The organism is Aequorivita marisscotiae (genome assembly GCF_029814825.1).
Taxonomy (GTDB): Bacteria; Bacteroidota; Bacteroidia; order Flavobacteriales; family Flavobacteriaceae; genus Aequorivita; species Aequorivita marisscotiae.
The window spans coordinates 3,185,102-3,201,819 of record NZ_CP122379.1; the positions used below are offsets into that span (position 1 = coordinate 3,185,102).

The 16,718-nt window shown below is 37.6% G+C and carries 19 protein-coding genes; 17 read left to right on the forward strand and 2 right to left on the reverse strand.

Annotated elements, in window-relative coordinates; translation table 11 throughout:
- The first annotated feature begins 31 nt into the window (after nt 1–31).
- The 15 genes from QCQ61_RS14190 (at nt 32) to QCQ61_RS14260 (ending at nt 12,586) form a co-directional block, all read left to right on the forward strand.
- Nucleotides 32–595: a hypothetical protein gene (locus tag QCQ61_RS14190; protein WP_279448308.1), complete on the forward strand. Its 564-nt coding sequence runs from the start codon at nt 32–34 to the stop codon at nt 593–595.
- Nucleotides 596–758: 163 nt separating this feature from the next.
- A complete protein-coding gene (locus tag QCQ61_RS14195) occupies nt 759–1,268 on the forward strand; it encodes a hypothetical protein (protein ID WP_279448309.1) in 510 nt (169 codons plus the stop codon).
- A 50-nt stretch (nt 1,269–1,318) separates the two neighbouring features.
- Nucleotides 1,319–2,011: a hypothetical protein gene (locus QCQ61_RS14200; RefSeq protein ID WP_279448310.1), complete on the forward strand. Its 693-nt coding sequence runs from the start codon at nt 1,319–1,321 to the stop codon at nt 2,009–2,011.
- An 828-nt stretch (nt 2,012–2,839) separates the two neighbouring features.
- Entirely contained in the window at nt 2,840–3,142 is a 303-nt protein-coding gene (locus tag QCQ61_RS14205) for a type II toxin-antitoxin system RelE/ParE family toxin (protein WP_279448311.1), read from the forward strand.
- Between the two features lies 1 nt (nt 3,143).
- Nucleotides 3,144–3,428, forward strand: a complete 285-nt coding sequence (locus QCQ61_RS14210) for an addiction module antidote protein (protein WP_279448312.1) — start codon at nt 3,144–3,146, stop codon at nt 3,426–3,428.
- Between the two features lie 216 nt (nt 3,429–3,644).
- Nucleotides 3,645–3,926 carry a type II toxin-antitoxin system RelE/ParE family toxin gene (locus tag QCQ61_RS14215; protein ID WP_279448313.1) on the forward strand — a complete coding sequence of 94 codons (282 nt, stop codon included), beginning with the start codon at nt 3,645–3,647 and terminating at the stop codon, nt 3,924–3,926.
- Between the two features lie 10 nt (nt 3,927–3,936).
- Nucleotides 3,937–4,239 (forward strand): HigA family addiction module antitoxin, encoded by a 303-nt coding sequence (locus QCQ61_RS14220; protein WP_279448314.1) that lies wholly within the window; start codon nt 3,937–3,939, stop codon nt 4,237–4,239.
- A gap of 196 nt (nt 4,240–4,435) precedes the next feature.
- Entirely contained in the window at nt 4,436–4,813 is a 378-nt protein-coding gene (locus tag QCQ61_RS14225; RefSeq protein WP_279448315.1) for a DUF3703 domain-containing protein, read from the forward strand.
- Between the two features lie 191 nt (nt 4,814–5,004).
- On the forward strand, nt 5,005–6,501 hold the full coding sequence (gene nhaC, locus QCQ61_RS14230; RefSeq protein ID WP_279448316.1) for a Na+/H+ antiporter NhaC: 1,497 nt from the start codon (nt 5,005–5,007) through the stop codon (nt 6,499–6,501).
- A gap of 152 nt (nt 6,502–6,653) precedes the next feature.
- Nucleotides 6,654–7,289, forward strand: a complete 636-nt coding sequence (locus QCQ61_RS14235; RefSeq protein WP_279448317.1) for a peroxiredoxin — start codon at nt 6,654–6,656, stop codon at nt 7,287–7,289.
- Nucleotides 7,290–7,292: 3 nt separating this feature from the next.
- A complete protein-coding gene (locus QCQ61_RS14240) occupies nt 7,293–7,607 on the forward strand; it encodes a thioredoxin family protein (RefSeq protein ID WP_279448318.1) in 315 nt (104 codons plus the stop codon).
- A complete protein-coding gene (locus QCQ61_RS14245; protein ID WP_279448319.1) occupies nt 7,588–7,836 on the forward strand; it encodes a DUF6952 family protein in 249 nt (82 codons plus the stop codon). Before QCQ61_RS14240 ends, QCQ61_RS14245 begins: the two co-directional genes overlap by 20 nt.
- Nucleotides 7,837–8,046: 210 nt before the next feature.
- Complete coding sequence (locus QCQ61_RS14250; protein ID WP_279448320.1) at nt 8,047–11,199, forward strand: sensor histidine kinase; 3,153 nt, start codon at nt 8,047–8,049, stop codon at nt 11,197–11,199.
- A 36-nt stretch (nt 11,200–11,235) separates the two neighbouring features.
- Nucleotides 11,236–11,868, forward strand: coding sequence for a response regulator transcription factor (locus tag QCQ61_RS14255; RefSeq protein ID WP_279448321.1), 633 nt, complete (start codon nt 11,236–11,238; stop codon nt 11,866–11,868).
- 31 nt (nt 11,869–11,899) lie between these two features.
- On the forward strand, nt 11,900–12,586 hold the full coding sequence (locus QCQ61_RS14260) for a hypothetical protein (protein WP_279448322.1): 687 nt from the start codon (nt 11,900–11,902) through the stop codon (nt 12,584–12,586).
- Between the two features lie 144 nt (nt 12,587–12,730).
- Here the strand turns inward: QCQ61_RS14260 and QCQ61_RS14265 are convergent, their stop codons facing one another.
- Together QCQ61_RS14265 and QCQ61_RS14270 are read right to left on the reverse strand one after the other, a co-directional pair.
- Nucleotides 12,731–14,296: a DUF1565 domain-containing protein gene (locus tag QCQ61_RS14265; RefSeq protein WP_279448323.1), complete on the reverse strand. Its 1,566-nt coding sequence runs from the start codon at nt 14,294–14,296 to the stop codon at nt 12,731–12,733.
- A gap of 11 nt (nt 14,297–14,307) precedes the next feature.
- Nucleotides 14,308–15,624, reverse strand: a complete 1,317-nt coding sequence (locus QCQ61_RS14270; RefSeq protein WP_279448325.1) for an OmpA family protein — start codon at nt 15,622–15,624, stop codon at nt 14,308–14,310.
- Nucleotides 15,625–15,828: 204 nt separating this feature from the next.
- On the opposite strand from QCQ61_RS14270, the gene tpx reads away from it, so the two are divergent.
- Nucleotides 15,829–16,329 (forward strand): thiol peroxidase, encoded by a 501-nt coding sequence (tpx, locus tag QCQ61_RS14275; protein ID WP_279448326.1) that lies wholly within the window; start codon nt 15,829–15,831, stop codon nt 16,327–16,329.
- A complete protein-coding gene (locus tag QCQ61_RS14280; RefSeq protein WP_279448327.1) occupies nt 16,329–16,688 on the forward strand; it encodes a diacylglycerol kinase in 360 nt (119 codons plus the stop codon). Before tpx ends, QCQ61_RS14280 begins: the two co-directional genes overlap by 1 nt.
- The last annotated feature ends 30 nt before the right edge of the window (nt 16,689–16,718 follow it).

Genomic DNA, 16,718 nt, shown 5'->3' on the forward strand with positions numbered 1-16,718 from the left:
GTTTTGCAATTGCGAAACGAAGAAGCATAAAGTGGCATTAAAGAAAACGGAATTCTATTATCCTCGAATTTCTAACTTTAAATCTGATTCTTCATTGATTAAAATATATTTGGACTCTATAGAAAATTATGGAGAATTAACAAAGATAGCCGACAAAATCGCTTGTGACGTAAAAGAACCTTTATTGAGGTTCGGAAATGAAAAAACGGACTTTAATCTGATTATTTATAAAGAATGTTCTGAATCAAATGACATTGTCGATTTTTCTGGTAGAAATGTGATTTCGATAGAGAATGAAACAATAATAATAAATGACGAAATTGAAAAACCATTTGATAGCCTAAAATCCGTTTTAGAAAACCACATACTAAATCCGAAAAAAGTTTTCGACTATTCAACTGATATAGAGAAAGCTTTAATAATGTATTACCAAAATAGTTCGTATAGCTCGAAAGATATTAAGAAACAGCTAATTCAAATTGTTACTGAATTTAATAATTTGAATACAAAACATTCTGACAGTTTACCGCTTAAAATTAAATTAAATGAATATCCGTATATTCGAATTGAAAAACCGCCATTTCCAACGAACTGAAAAAAAAACGTGTGGCAACACAGTATATAAGCTATGGCTTGGTCTGTCCTCACTTGGAAAATCCTGCGGATTTTCCAAAGTCAGTTTTTATTTGGAGAGGTCTGTGCCGAGACACGCCACAGCTCATAAACGTTGGCATTGTAAAACATTTAAAACAAACATTGTGAAAAACAAAATAACACTCATCATATTTCTTATATCTATCGGAATTAGCTTTGGGCAAAACGAAAAGCCGAATAGAGAACCATTCGTTTTAAAATTAGCGGTAGATAGCGTCAATTATTATCAACAAGAAATACAAAAGTCACCATATTTTGTAAAAGACAATATCCTTCAAATATTTCCGTCCGAAAAAATAAATATCGAAGTTGAAATTGAAAATGATAGCATAATATCAATGAAAACAGTTGAAAAAGTTGAGTTTCCTGAAAAAACAATAACAATTGACTTTAAGCAAGAGGTTAAAGATAGAAAAAGCGAAATGATGATGCTGACCGTAAAAAATCCTTTTGATAAAACTATGACTTATGATGCGAGAATGTTTATTGTAGGACGAGAAGAACTATTAAAAACAAGTATAATTCCTATTAGACCAAAACTTACGAATTTCGAAATGTGGAATGATGTCATTATCACGCTGATATTAGATAATTGGGAATGGACAGCGAAATAAAAACGTTTTACAACAATGTATAACCGTTGTGTGTCATTAAAAACAAGAAAATGAGAATGTCAAAAAGGTCTATTTTAAAATATTTTTCTGGCATTAAAACCATAGAAATGAAGATAAATAAAAAGTCTGTATTAAAATATATACTTGAATTGTTGATTGTTGCTTTTGGAGTTTTTTTAGGGATAGAAGTGAGTGAATACAAGTCTGATAAAAAAATGAAAGAAAATGTTATAGAATCTTTGGACTTAATAACAAAAGAGTTGCAATCAAACTCATTAAGATTAGAAGAATCTATTATTTATCATCAAAACATTAAAGTAGGATTTGATAGTATTAGAAAAAATATTTCAATGGAAAATGCATATTTACCATATTTTTCAAATACTGTATTTAGACATAATTCTATTCCAAATTGGAATGGGCTTGGAATTCCTGGTATTGAAGACATAGCATTTGAAAGTGCAAAAATTGGCGGAATTTTTCAAGAATTAGATATTGAGAAAATAAAACTAATATCGAATGCTTATAAAAAATTAAATTCAAATACTGAATTAGGAAGAAGTTTAACTACTAAATTTATCGGAATAGATTCAAATACGAAAATTTTGGATATAATCGGAATTTTTGAATTGCTAACCAATGACGTATTAATGACAGAAATATATTTAAAGAAAGAATTGGATAAAACGATTGAAAAACTTAATAATGCCACACAATCAATAGACGGTTCCGCTCCTAAATAGGAACGGAGTGCACCTCTCACACCACCCAGCGTACAGGTTTCGTACTGGGTGGTTCGCAGTCCATATTTCCAATCGCTCTTTACACCAATTGGAACTATTGCGTACTTTAAGAAAAGGCTACAGATATTTCCGTTCCTTATCTAATTTCCGAAAAGATTGCGTTCAGTCCTTCCCCACCCGTGAGACCTATGCAGTTTGCTGCACCTCGTTTCCCGTGAGTACTATGACCTCTGCTGACTTCTCCATTATGCCAATACGTGGCTATGGAGACCTCCCAAGGTAATGGCATCTTCTTTCTCTCGATTCCTGCCGTATCTACATATATGCACTTTTGGTTTTCTTGGGGCCTTACAATTATGTGGTTGCTTACCCGTGCACAAATGCCTCTGTATACGGTTCCTGCTTGGTTTATCCTGAGCGCAGCCGAAGGGTCAGTACCGAGATTGTAGTCCTGCTTCTTTCACTCCTCACCTCACGATAAACGAGCTTGCAGCTTACTAATGATTCAAGGCATTACTCCTGCCCATAAGGGACTTGGACCCTCTAGATTAATTAGTTACCTTTCGGTAAAGTAAAAGATGTCCATGCTGGGTACACACACTGTATAACAGCAATTACGGCGTCCCGATGCTTCGGGAGACTGCGTCCGAATCCACGCGTAATTGCTACCGTCGGTGCTTAGCCGAAAAAGTTTAATTTTAATCCCGTAACTGACGGTTATGCAAAACCATTGTGATGCATTTTGGCAAACCTTTCGTATAAAACAATTTCCTCTTTCCGTATCCAATAAATTAATTATATTTGTATCTAAATGGATACAACTCTTAAATGATAATTACCGAAAAAACATCTGAATTCGATAAGTGGATTAGAAAGCTAAAAGACATTCGGGCAAAATCTAAAATACTTTTCCGAATTCAAAAACTTGAAACGGATGAACACTTCGGAGATTGTAAACCTATCGGTGACGGAATTAGTGAGATGAGAATTAATTATGCTAAAGGCTACCGACTATATTTTAAAGAAAAAGACAACAAAATCGTAATCCTTTTAATTGGTGGAGATAAAGCAAGTCAACAAAAGGACATAGAGAAAGCGAAAAAAATCTGGAACAGAATAAAAAATGATTGATATGGAAACCACTAAATTTGACATAGCGGACTATTTGGACAGCGAAGACATGATTGCTGAATATCTCAATACAGTTCTCGAAGATGGAGACAGTGCTGATTTGATAGTAGCGATCGGGCATATTGCAAAGTCAATCGGAATGACCAAAATTGCGGAGAAAACTGGAATGAGCAGACCAAGTCTATACAAAGCATTATCCGATGGGGCGAAACCACAATTTGGAACAATAATGAAGGTGCTGAAAGCCATTGGTGGTCAAATCAACGTGAAACCAATATCAGCGTAAAAAAAATGACACCACATCATTGGCCCTAAGTACTTGCTTTTTCTCGCGTACTTTGGAAATTCCGCAGGAATTTCCAACTTGGTACGTAGTTGCAAAGTTAAATGCTAAACCACGCAACTACTCATAGCCGAGACCGTTATTAAGCAGCATTTAAAAAAACACTCCACGAACAATCAAAAATTTCACTTACCTTTAACGTTAGTAACGTGAAAAGATATGATATTATCCTTTGGTTCAAAAGAAACCGAACAAATCCGGAACGGAATCCGAGATAAGAAAATGCCGATCGATATTCAAAGTGTAGGACGTCGAAAATTGAGAATGTTAAATAACTCGCAAGACATTTCCGATTTGCGAATTCCACCATCGAACCGACTTGAAAAACTGACCGGGAAATTAAGTGATTTTTACAGTATTCGGATTAACAAACAATGGAGGATTATTTTCGTTTGGGATAATGGAAACGCGAGTGCAGTGGATATAATTGATTATCATTAAAAATAAAAAAATGGAAAAATTAGCAAATATTCATCCTGGAGAAATATTGAATTCTGAATTTCTTGAGCCTTTGGAAATTACGGCATATCGACTTTCCAAAGATTTAAAAATACCTCAAACCCGCATCTCGGAGATTATAAAAGGAAACCGGAGAATTACGGCAGACACCGCCTTACGTTTAAGTAAATATTTTGACAATTCGGCAAAATTCTGGCTCGGTCTCCAAAACGATTTTGATATCGAAGAAGAAAAAGAAAATAAGGAAAAAGAACTTAACGAAATAAAGCAACACGCGGGTAAAAACGTTGCCTAACACTGCATAACCACAATTACAGCGTCCCGATGCTACGGGAAACTGCGTCCGAATTCACGCGTAATTGCATCCGTAGGTGCTTAGCCGAAAAGCATTAAATTTAATCCCGTAACTGTGGTTATGCGAAACCATAGTGGCAAACATTTACAAAAAACTGAACGTTAAAAATTAAACTGAAGAGAATATTAGAAAAAATATGAAATTTTACACTTCAATACCTGAAAGTCTGAATCCATATTATAAAGCGGAATTGGAAAAATACCGAGCTGAATACTCAAACGGAAATTTAAAAAATGCGTGGAATCATTTGGAAAGAGCACATATAATTGGACAAAAATATCCATACGCTCATACATTTGTACATTGGAAAATGTTACAATTCGGAATTAGAATCAAAAGCGGAAAAGAAGTTATTGGACAAATTCCACGTCTGATTTTTGGAGGCGTAAAATCCTTTGTTGGAAAAATTCCCATTGGAAATCCTGGAGGAGCAAATGTTCCACCATTAAAACCATTTCCGATTGAAAAAGAACTAGAGAATGTTTTTATAAAAGCTGGAATAGAATTAAACTGAAAATAAAAAATTGGGTACCCCCATAATTAATGGCTAGTTTGAGCTTGCTTAAGCAACATCTTGCGCAAACATCTCTGAAATATTATCAAAAGAAATTGGCCAAATGCTCGGATGAACCCAAAGAGAGAAGTTAAAATTTGCATAGGTTTTAACAAAATCGTAACATTACATTTCAATTTTAAAACTTCCCTATGCAAAGTCAGGATATAAAGCCCACAAACCCAAAAGATGATCAAGTAGTAGAAAACAAAGAACTGAATATTTGGGAAGCTTTAATACCTGTTTTTGCACTTATTATAATGCTTTTTTATAATGTATTCTTCGCTTATGGGGAAGATGCTTTAGAAGGTAGCAACCAGTTTATTCTTTTAATGGGTGGCGCCGTTGCTGCAATTGTTGGCTTTTTCAACAAAGTGAAATTTGAACAAATGTTGGAAGAAGTTGCATTAAACATTAAATCTACCGCTGGCGCTATTTTAATTCTGTTATTGGTTGGTGCACTGGCAGGAACCTGGCTGATAAGCGGAATAATACCAACAATGATTTATTATGGATTACAAATTTTAAATCCAACCATATTTTTAGCATCCTGTGTAATTATTTGCGCAATTATTTCGGTAGCTACCGGTAGTAGTTGGACTACTTCGGCCACCGTAGGTATTGCTTTAATTGGAATTGCAAATGCATTGGGTATTTCTGTGGGGATGACGGCCGGTGCTATACTTTCTGGCGCTTATTTTGGTGATAAAATTTCACCATTGAGCGACACTACAAACCTCGCTCCTGCTATGGCTGGTACAGATTTATTTACTCATATTAGGTATATGCTGTACACAACAGTACCCACTTTAACCATTACACTTTTAGTATTTATAATAATAGGTTTTTCTTTAGACACTTCTGGAACTGCAGATACCCATTTAATTTTAGCAGCTGTAAAAGATTCAATAAATGTAAGTCCGTGGTTGTTTGTGGTGCCTCTGATTGTAATCATTTTAATTGTAAAAAAAACCCCTCCATTAATAGCGCTATTATTAGGCACACTTTTGGGCGCAGTTGCCGCTTTACTATTTCAACCTAATATTGTAGCCGCCATTGGAGGAAGCTCGTCGCTTACCTTTGAGAGTGGATATAAAGGAATAATGAACGCCATAACCGTTGATAGCGCGATTCCTACAGAAAATGAAGCTTTAAAAGAATTGTTTTCTGCTGGCGGGATGTCAGGAATGTTAAAGACCATTTGGCTCATATTATGCGCTATGGTTTTTGGAGGTATAATGGACGGGATTGGCGCACTTTCTGCCATTAGTAAAGCGCTATTAAAATTGTTTCACACTACTTTCGGGCTATTTGCAAGTACCGTGGCCAGCTGTTTGGCGCTGAACCTGACTGCCAGTGATCAATATTTGGCTATTGTGGTTCCGGGAAAAATGTATTCACAAGCCTTTAAGGACAAGGGCTTAGCACCGGAAAATCTTTCACGAACGCTTGAGGATTCAGGTACGGTAACTTCGGTGTTGGTTCCTTGGAATACCTGTGGCGCCTATCACAGTGGCGTCTTGGGTGTAGATACACTTCATTATGCCGGCTACGCCATCTTTAATTGGCTAAGTCCATTTATGACGTTGCTCTTCGCTGCTTTTAGAATTAAGATTAGAATGCTAACAACTTCTTCGGCGAAGGCCTAAAACCCATCATCACTTTTATTTATCGTTAAAATTTTAACCTATTGTTAAAATCTATTGTTTTATAAGTTAATCCATTCAAGATTTCATTCTTTTTTTAAGGTACTTTCTATCTTTGTAGTAGAAAAATATTAACCTTAAAAATAAATAAAACTATGGCTATAGTAGGAAAACAATTTCCAAACATTTCAGTTGATGCAATGAACGAAATGGGAGATACTTTTAAATTAAATGTGCTTGAAGAAGCTAAGAAAAACAACAAAAAAGTATTGCTTTTCTGGTATCCAAAAGACTTTACATTTGTATGCCCAACTGAAATTCACTCTTTCCAAGAAGTACTTTCAAAATTTGAAGACAGAAACACAATGGTAATCGGAGCATCTTGCGATACTCCCGAGGTACACTTTGCGTGGTTAAACACACCGAAGGACAACGGCGGGATTGAAGGAGTAACTTACCCCCTATTGGCAGATACAAACCGCAACTTATCTAACGCCCTTGGAATTCTGGATATTACCAATGAGCGTTACGACGAAGAAACCGGATTGTTAACTGTAGATGGCGATAACGTTACATACCGTGCAACATATTTAATTGATGAAGAAGGAAAAGTATTCCACGAAAGCGTAAACGATATGCCATTGGGAAGAAATGTAAATGAATTTCTTAGATTAATTGATGCATATACGCACGTTCAGAAAAACGGTGAAGTTTGTCCAGCAAACTGGGAAGAAGGAAAAGATGCTATGCAAGCAACGCGCGAAGCAGTAGCCACATATTTAAGAAATTAAGATATGGTAGTTGAGTTAAAAGATGATAGTCTGCAGCAGCTAATTTCTGAAGAAAAGAACGTAGTAGTTCAGTTCTCGGCAGGATGGTGCGGCAATTGCAGAGTGATGAAACCGAAATTCAAAAAGTTGGCTTCGGAAACTGATAATTTAAAATTTGTTTTGGTAGATGCCGAAAAGTTTCCTGAAAGTAGAAAAATGGCGAATGTTGATAATTTGCCAACCTTCGCAACTTTCAAGAATGGCGAACTGGTAAACCAAGTTCAGACCAACAAATTTGAACTTTTAAAAGATCTAGTAGATGAAGTTGCCAGTAATTAGACATATTCAACGCAACAATTCCATAGCGCAGATTGAAAGCTGCGTTGAAGTTTTGGAATCGTTCAGCGAGTACAACCGAATTACGGATGAAGAAATGGACGTCATTGGCGAACTTATTACCAACCTTTGCGGGGCGGTAGAAGTACACAAGATGATTGATGACGGTATGCCGGAGCGCGACGCTGCAAATGCTTTTGCACAAAAAGTTTTGGGAAGTATAGACCGATAATTATTTGAAGTATATTTTATAAAGGTCCCTTTGCAATTATTTGCAAAGGGACTTTTTACATGTTTACCACGCCACCAAATGGTATCTAAAGTAACTTTAATTCCTCTAACGGTACTCGTGTTATTTTAAAACAATTTTATCTTATTTTAGAAATAACGGCATTTATTTAAAAGATATTTTCGTAACTTTCAATAAACAAACACTTTACGAATGAGATGTTTATTGTTTCAAGTATTGTTTTTTCTTGGTTTTGTTGGGGTTTTTTCGGCTCAAAATCACCTTTCCTTTCAGCATTTCGGTGTGGAAGAAGGATTGTCAGGCTCAAATATTACCGCATTTTTTCAAGACAGCCGTGGTTATATGTGGATTGGCACGGCAAACGGCTTAAACAAAGGCAATGGAAAGCATTTTAAGATTTTTACCGTTTCGCGGGATAGTACGAAAAATGGACTTCCCAACCCCAAAATTAGAAGCATCATTGAGGATAAAAACAAAATGATCTGGATTGGCACCTCGGGTGGACTTTCAAAATACGACCCGCAACTTGAAGCGTTTACAAACTTTACAGAAATAGGTGATTGTAAAAATTGTCTGGCAGGCCGAATAATAAAGGTAATTAAGGAAGACGGTGACTATCTTTGGCTCGGCACCAACGGGGGGCTTTCAAAAATAAATACCAAAACCCATCAAATTGCTACTTGGTGGCACAAGGAGGATAATTCAGAAATACCAAATATCTACTCAATTATAGATATACTTCTTCTTAAAAATGGCTCGCTACTTTTGGCTACAGATGAAGGTTTAGTTGCATTCAATCCAAAAAATGATAATTTTAAACAAATAGCCATTCCCCTGAAAATGCGTGAAAAAGGGTTATGGAGCTTGTTTAAGGATTCCAATGACAAAATATGGATTGCTACCAATTATGATGGGGTGATACAAATGTCAGGAAATATAGATAACCCCAAATTTAAGGAGTTTCCCCAACTCACTCACCCAAAAGAAGAAAAAACCACAGTTTACGATTTTGAAGAGGATGCCTCGGGAAAATTGTGGATTGCCAGTTATGAAGGTTTAGCCGTCTTTGACCAAAAAACCAATAAAATAAATTACTACCGAAGTGAAACCGACAACTCAAATTCCATTTCACAAAACGCAATAAAAAAATTGTACCAAGACCAGCAAAATAGAATGTGGATTGGTTCTGCTGCCGGCGTAGATCTGTATGATCCCTACCTTAACCAATTTGAAATATTAAAACACCAAAACGGAAATCCACAAAGCATTTCAAGCAATAATACTTTCTGCATTTTGGAAGATTCTAAAGGATATCTCTGGTTTGGTTTTATGGATAGCGGCATAACCATTCTTTGGAAAAACGAGGATGGCGAACAAAAATTTCATCACATAACTAAAGGTGCTGGCAACAAACATCTGCGCAGTAGCGCTATATATTCTTTAGCCGAAGATAAAAAAGGCAATATTTGGATAAGCAGCCCCGGCGGTCTGCATATCGTTAATTGGCCAGATAGAAGCAACTTTAATTACACAATTACTACCGTTCCAGAAGGTCCGATCGCAGCTAACAAACTTCCCGAAAAACGAATTTACGAGATTAAAAATGATGCTGAAAACCGAACTTGGTTGGCAACCCACGGAGCAGGGGTCATTACCTTTGATGCCGCCGGAAAAGCACAGCAATATCGCTATGAAGATCAAAATCCCGAAATGAGTTCCAAAGACTTTGTTGTTACGCTTCAAATAGACGATAAAAAAAGAGTTTGGTTGGGTAATTTCAATCTGGGCGGGGCTGTAGTAGAAAATCCTACTTCAGAAACTTCTTTTAAAAAAATAAAGGGCGATAAACCCTTCCATTTAAAAGTGGTAAACGACTATTTTTTTAGTGGAAAAGAGGCCTTACTTACAACAGAAGCAGGGGTGTTCCATTTTCCAAATGCAGAACAACTGCTCACTACCGAAAACCCCGATTACACATTATATACTACGGAAAATGGGCTTTCAAGCGATTTTACCTCGGAAATAATAAAGACAAAAAACAACGAATATTGGATAAGTACCGGGAACGGAATTTCAAAAATAAATACTGCTGAAAAAAAAGCCACTTCGTATAAAAGAATAATGAACGCTCGTAACTTTGAGTTCAATCACAACGCGGCAACGCTCACTAAAGACAGCGTTATATATTTCGGAGGAACGAATGGTATTGTTCGTTTTAGACCTTCAGAAATATATAAAAACCAATTTCCACCGCAAGTTTCATTTTCAGACTTTCGAATTGTGAATGTTCCCGTTGCCATTTCAAATAAAAAAACCAAGAACACGTTAATCCCAAAAAATATAGCATATGTTGAAAAGGTAACCCTAAATCCATCCGATAAAATAATTTCCTTTAGTATTGATGCAGTAAACTTCACACTCCCCGAAGAAACCCGTTACGCCTACAAACTGGAAGGATTTGATGACGATTGGATTGAATCTAAAAGCCCTGTAATTACACGGTCAAACCTCGGTGCTGGAAACTATACATTGTTGGCCAAGGCAGCAAACAACGATGGCGTTTGGAGCGAAACGGCTACTCTTGAACTGGAAATGCTCGCCCCCTGGTTCCAAAGTTGGTGGGCGTATATATTGTATTTTTTCCTTGCCATTGCAACCGTGTATTTACTCCTTAAATTACGTTTGCAGCAGGAACGTAGGTTAGAATTAGCCCGGGCGCAGGAACGCGATATTTTTAGAAAGCGAAGCTCACGCGATTTTCACGACGAAGCTGGCACCCGAATTACGCGTATCGCATTGATAACTGAACTTGCAAAAATGAAGTCTGACAATGACCCCGAAATGCTCGAATACCTGGCACAGATTGATACGAACCTTCAGGACCTCAATGGAGGAATGCGCGATTTTATTTGGGCTTTGGACCCAAGTAAAGACAATGCTTTTGATACACTAACTCGTTTTGTGGAATTTGCCGCAAAGTTCTGTGAATTCGGAAATATTCAGTTTAAGTCACAGAATATTTCTGAAAATTTAAAAAAGAAAGAACTCAATATGGCTGAAAGAAGGCATCTGCTACTTATTTTAAAAGAAGCGATAAACAATAGTGTAAAGCACGGTAACTGTACAGAAATAAGTTTTAAAATAAATTCGAGACCCGGAATGCTACAACTAAGCTTAGCAGACAACGGTAAAGGCTTTAACAGCAATACAACTACCCGTGGCAACGGATTAACAAATATGAAAGAGCGCGCCGAAGCACTAGGCGGTGCATTGAAAATAAAATCGGAAACCAATGGCGGCACCAAACTTACTCTAACACTGGAAACTACCCGCTTGGGTAATTGAAAAAGCCTTGAAAGTAACGTATCTTTCTACAAGACAATGACTGTACAGCCCACCATAAAAATTTGTATCATAGAAGATGATGCCTTGATTTTAAAATCGCTACAACAAGTATTGAATAATGCTGACGGTTTTAAAGTAATAGGCACGTATTTTTCTGCGGAAGAGGCACTCGAAAACTTTAGTGAAAACTACCCCGATGTGCTTCTATTAGATATTGATCTTCCAGGCATAAGCGGTATTGAGGCTATTGCGAAGTTAAAAAAAATACAGCCTGACCTAAACATTGTAATGCTTACGATACACGAGGAATCTGAACACGTTTTTTCCGCGTTACGGCAAGGAGCTGTGGGATATTTGGTAAAGGGCAATCATTCAAAATTGCTGCTCGATGGCATACGTGAAGTTTTTGAAGGCGGCGCGCCTATGAGTCCTTCTATTGCTAGAGAAGTAATTACTTCGTTTAAGCCATCGTACGAAACTATTTTAAGCGAACGGGAATTGGAAGTTTTGGAAAAGCTGAGCAATGGCACCAACAACAGCCAGATTGCAGATGAGCTCTTTGTTTCGGTTAACACCATTAAAGCACATGTAAAAAATATCTATAAAAAGCTGCACGTTAATTCACGAGCGGAGGCAGTAAAGAAAGGGTTTCGCAAGGGACTCTTTTGAAGTTTACATTTATAAATTTAAAATAATACAGATGAAACAATTAATAGCCACCACCGTATTTATAATTATATCGCAATTTGTTTTTGCGCAAAATTTTACCGGCAGTTTTGACCTCGTTATTGGCCCGGAAAATCCCGACGTCAATAGCCGCAGCGATACGTTATCCTTCTTTTTTGGAGAAAACAAAAAGGCGCTTATCATTCACGCCCGTGGCAACCAACCCGATCTGCGCTTGGTTTTTAGTCCGAAAGACAGCACTATTACCGGGTTATTTATAGTGAATGAAAAAAAAGGTGGCTATATATTGCCGATGAACAAAAAGTATTGGCCCTCAATGGATTATGCGCTTAGGGATTACGGCACAGGTCCAAGAAAACAGTTGAACACGGCCAACGAGCAAAAAGAAATAAATGGTTACTTGTGTAATAAAATGGTTTGTAGCTTCGATAAATTGGAAGCTACTTTTTGGATTGCCAACGAAATTGAATTGAGTTTGGTACAAGTGTTGGCCTACCAAACCGTAGGTGCCGGAAAAGATGATAGTGCGGTAGAAATGCTAGCAAACTGCGGAATACAGGGATTTTCGATGCTTGCGAAAATTCACGTGCGGGAAAGGAAAGATCCAGTACTGTTATCAATACTTAATTTGAACGATACCTTTGACGATGCAATTTTTAGTACCGAGGGCCATACGCTTGCCGATATGACGGAGCAATAAATATGCTTTCCCTTTATGCATTCACTACTGAACAATTACGCCCAAAAATTGAAAATCCCGCTTGTATTATATACGAGCGGGACTTCAATTTAAAAGCACTTCAACAAAACTTATTTTTCAAATTATTTTATATAGACTTCAAGGTTATTTAAACAAACAATTGGCTACACCCACATTATCACTTACGTCCAAACCCGATTTAAATGGTACCGTTCCCGAAGGCAATGAAGAAATAGGATAACCTTTAAATCGCAATCCATTTATTGATATCGCTCCCCCACCTGATATTTTAATTGCTGAAGGGAACACAGAAACTTCGGTATTTGAGCTTGATGGCGCAGCCCCATTTTTAGGATGTACCATTGTAATTTGCGGTGAAACAAAATAGCTGCCGGCGGTTTGCTGGACTGCTTGGGTAAAATTTAGAACTTCGCCATTCATCAGCAAAGCAGGTACTGAATTTTGATAAGGGTTAGAATAATCCGTAACTGCCTCAACCATATTTGGATGTAATTTGGCATTGGAGGCTTTATAAATATCCTGACCAAAATTTTGCCAAGAAATATTACCGGAAATCTTTTCAGACCCCACAAAAATAGCTTGATGTTCATTTTCAGCCTTTATTTTGAGCGGCGGCAAACTTGAAGTTCCCCATTGCACCGAAGCTGCTTGTTTATAGGTACCATCCCTTACAATTATAGTTGCATTTTTTCCTTGTTGCCGTTTGCCATTGGCAACATCCAACGCTTTTTGAAGTGTTGCAAACGGATTGGTTTTACTACCAGAATTGGCGTCGTTACCATCCATTGCAACATATAGGTTTTCTGGATGATCATCATCACCGTTAGTTCCGTCGTCATTTGGGTTTTGCCCTATTGAGCCTCCCCCTGTATCAATTCCATCTAAAATAGGATCATCTTCAGCTATATAATCTGCTTCCCCACAAAAACACAGTTCGTCTATAAACACTTCACTGCCATCAGTACTGGGGTATTTTTGTGCGAGTTCCACCGCATTCATTCCATAGGGCGGCGTAACGGGAAAGCCACTATTTACCATTTGCAGCTGTATTGCTGCTTTAGCCACTTTTCGGTTTGGCAAAATGCGAAGTGGAATTCTGAAAGGAGTCCAATCGCCAGTACTTTTTGAAATTACTGAAGCAGTTTCTCCCGGCATCACACCACCTGCAAAGTTTTTGTTTTCCATAAATAATATGGGCCAAAGCCATAGCTTATCGCCTTCTTTTAAATTAGCTTTATAATAGCCACATAATGCGCCGGGAGCTTTTTCCACGGGAAAACTCATGTTTTCGCGCATAAAAATTTCGTTTTCTGCTAAGACAGCTCCTTCACAATTGCCTTGACAGGTAAATAATGACCCGCTAAAGGAACTCTTCCGGAGTTGCTCTTTAATTGATGCTGGTAATTTTGCATACTCTGCCGGTTTTTCATTTTTAAGCATTTCAAGTATTGAAGCATTTTTTATCCGAACTCCAAAGCCGAATTTTCCCGGAGTTTGGAATACATTCCGCATATCAAAATTAATGTTTGGCGTGCCGTATTTATCGCCCATATTTGTAGTGAGCCAGTTTTTGGGGTTGTCGGTTCCAGACCATTCCTGAAAATTTCCGTTGGGAATAGGTATGCAATCGTCTTGGGCAATTGCGACCGTAAAGAACAAAAAGCTGATGATATAGAGTAATTTTTTCATATTCTTTCGTTTTATAAAAGTTTGAATTCCGTTCTACGGTTTTTCGCCTTATTAAGTGCAGTATCATTAGAAGCCACTGGGTCGCTTTCTCCTTTTCCCTGGGTTGTTAACCGAGCTTCAGAAACTCCAAACTCGTTTACCAACGCATTTTTTACCGATGCCGCACGACGGTTGGAAAGATCCATATTGTGCTCATCGGATCCATCGGAATCCGTGTGGCCGGTAATCAATATATTTTTTCCCTGTTCAGAATTTATCGCTTCCGCAATTTCCTTTAGAATACCATAAGCTTCAGGTTTCAATTTATCGCTATCTACATCAAACGTGATGGCGGTGGTAGAATAGCTTCCCGTTTTAAACAACTTGGTCCGTGGTTCTGGCAAACCTTCGGCCACACGTAAGTTAGTTAACAAAATGGCCTGATCGTCCTTCAGCCCATAACTGTCAAAAATGATACTGCCAAAATTTTTAGAGTCGTTGATGGCTCGTGGCGCATCAAAAATTTTCTCACCATTCACATACATTCTATAGCGTTTCTCTTTAACTGAAATAGCCACATGCATCCCTTTCTGAAAAGCTTGGCGTATATCTCTTTCGGTTCGCCCTACGGCCATTTCACCCTCACCTTGGTGATCTATCGATTTTAAGTTTTGGGCTTTAACCCAATTGGGATATGGTGAGAAATAGCTATACACATATCGCTGGCCTAATTTTAGAGGTTTAACCCCATCGGCTAAATACACATAAAAGCCTGCTGTTTGTGAAGTATTATTATTCTTTAAATTAAAAGCTCTAACATCAAATTCAACAGTAAAATCCTTTGGCAGATTCTTTGGTAAATCTGGTTCGTACTTTGTATAATTGTACATTTTCAACCATTTTTGTTTCGGATTGTCACTCAAAGTAACAAGCTCACCAGAACCTTTGGTATTCCATAATTGCGGAAAATCGCCCACGGGGTCATCGGCAAAATCGTCAAAAAGAATGATATCCTCTCCCGGCACCCAATCGCTTTTTTTGTACATGGTTACCGTGGCGGTCTCGGTTTGAGCTACTTCGGTGTTGCTTCCACTATCGGGTTCGCCACTATTACCATTTGAGGTTCCATCATTAGAAGTGCCACTGGAGCTACTTCCGCCATCGTTGCCCAAAAGGGTATCCATTGCTTTCCCGGTATCTTTTTCAACTTTTTTCTCTAATTTTCTGGTGATGACATCTTCAGATTTTTTTCCTAATTTTTTCCAGATCTGTGCTTCGGCTGTTTGTACGCCCAAAAACGCCACCAATACCGACACGATAAGTGCTGTAATAAAGTTTTTGTTTTTCATAATTTGAAGTTTAAAATGGGGAGAGTTAATACGTCCAAATCTACTATACACGTAAACGCCAGTCAATTACCCGTCTGGGTAATTTAAAAAATGACAAACCGAATGTTACCACATTGCAAAGGCACTAAAAACCTTTAGGAAGACTTTTAGAATCATTGTGAATTTGATTTCTTATTTTTAAGCAAATAAATTTTAAAAGAAATTATGGCAGAAATAAAATTAGGTGACAACACCATTGAAACATTCGGAACCCTTCCAAAAGTGGGAGAAAAAGCTCCAGATTTTGAATTAACCACGCGCGATTTAAGTTCAAAAAAACTCTCCGATTACAAAGGGTCGCGAGTGGTAATGAATATTTTTCCGAGCATAGACACTAATGTTTGTGCCACCTCGGTTAGAAAATTTAATGAAAAAGCAACTGGATTGGAAAACACAAAAGTGCTTTGTATTTCTAAAGACCTTCCCTTTGCCCAACAACGTTTTGTAAATGATGAGGAATTAAATAACGTTACAAATCTGTCTGATTTTCGCGATGGCAACTTCGGAAAAAATTACGGGGTTGAAATGACCAGCGGCGCGCTTAGAGGGCTTCATTCCCGTGCCGTAGTTGTTTTAGATGAAGATGGGAAAGTAATTTACAACCAGCAGGTACCTGCCATTGGTGAGGAGCCCGATTATCTTTCCGCATTAAAAACTCTTTTATAATGAGGAATTCATTTTTAGGAAAGCGCCTTAAAGCATTTCGGTATGCATTCAAAGGTGCTTTTCTATTAATTCGCAATGAAGCGAGTATTCAGGTGCAAACCGCTCTGGCGATAATAATGACCATTGCGGGTTTTTATTTTGAAATTACTACCGTTGAATGGATGTTTCAAATATTCGCAATAGGATTAGTACTCAGTATTGAAGGCTTAAATACAGCTGTGGAAGAAATTGCGGATTTTGTGCATCCCGATTTCCACAATAAAATTGGATTAATTAAAGACATTGCGGCGGGTGCTGTTTTTTTTGCGGCCGTTACTGCGATAATCATTGGGTGCTTTATTTATATCCCGAAATTTTAACTTCTTATACGCATTCCTTCCCGTTAAGGC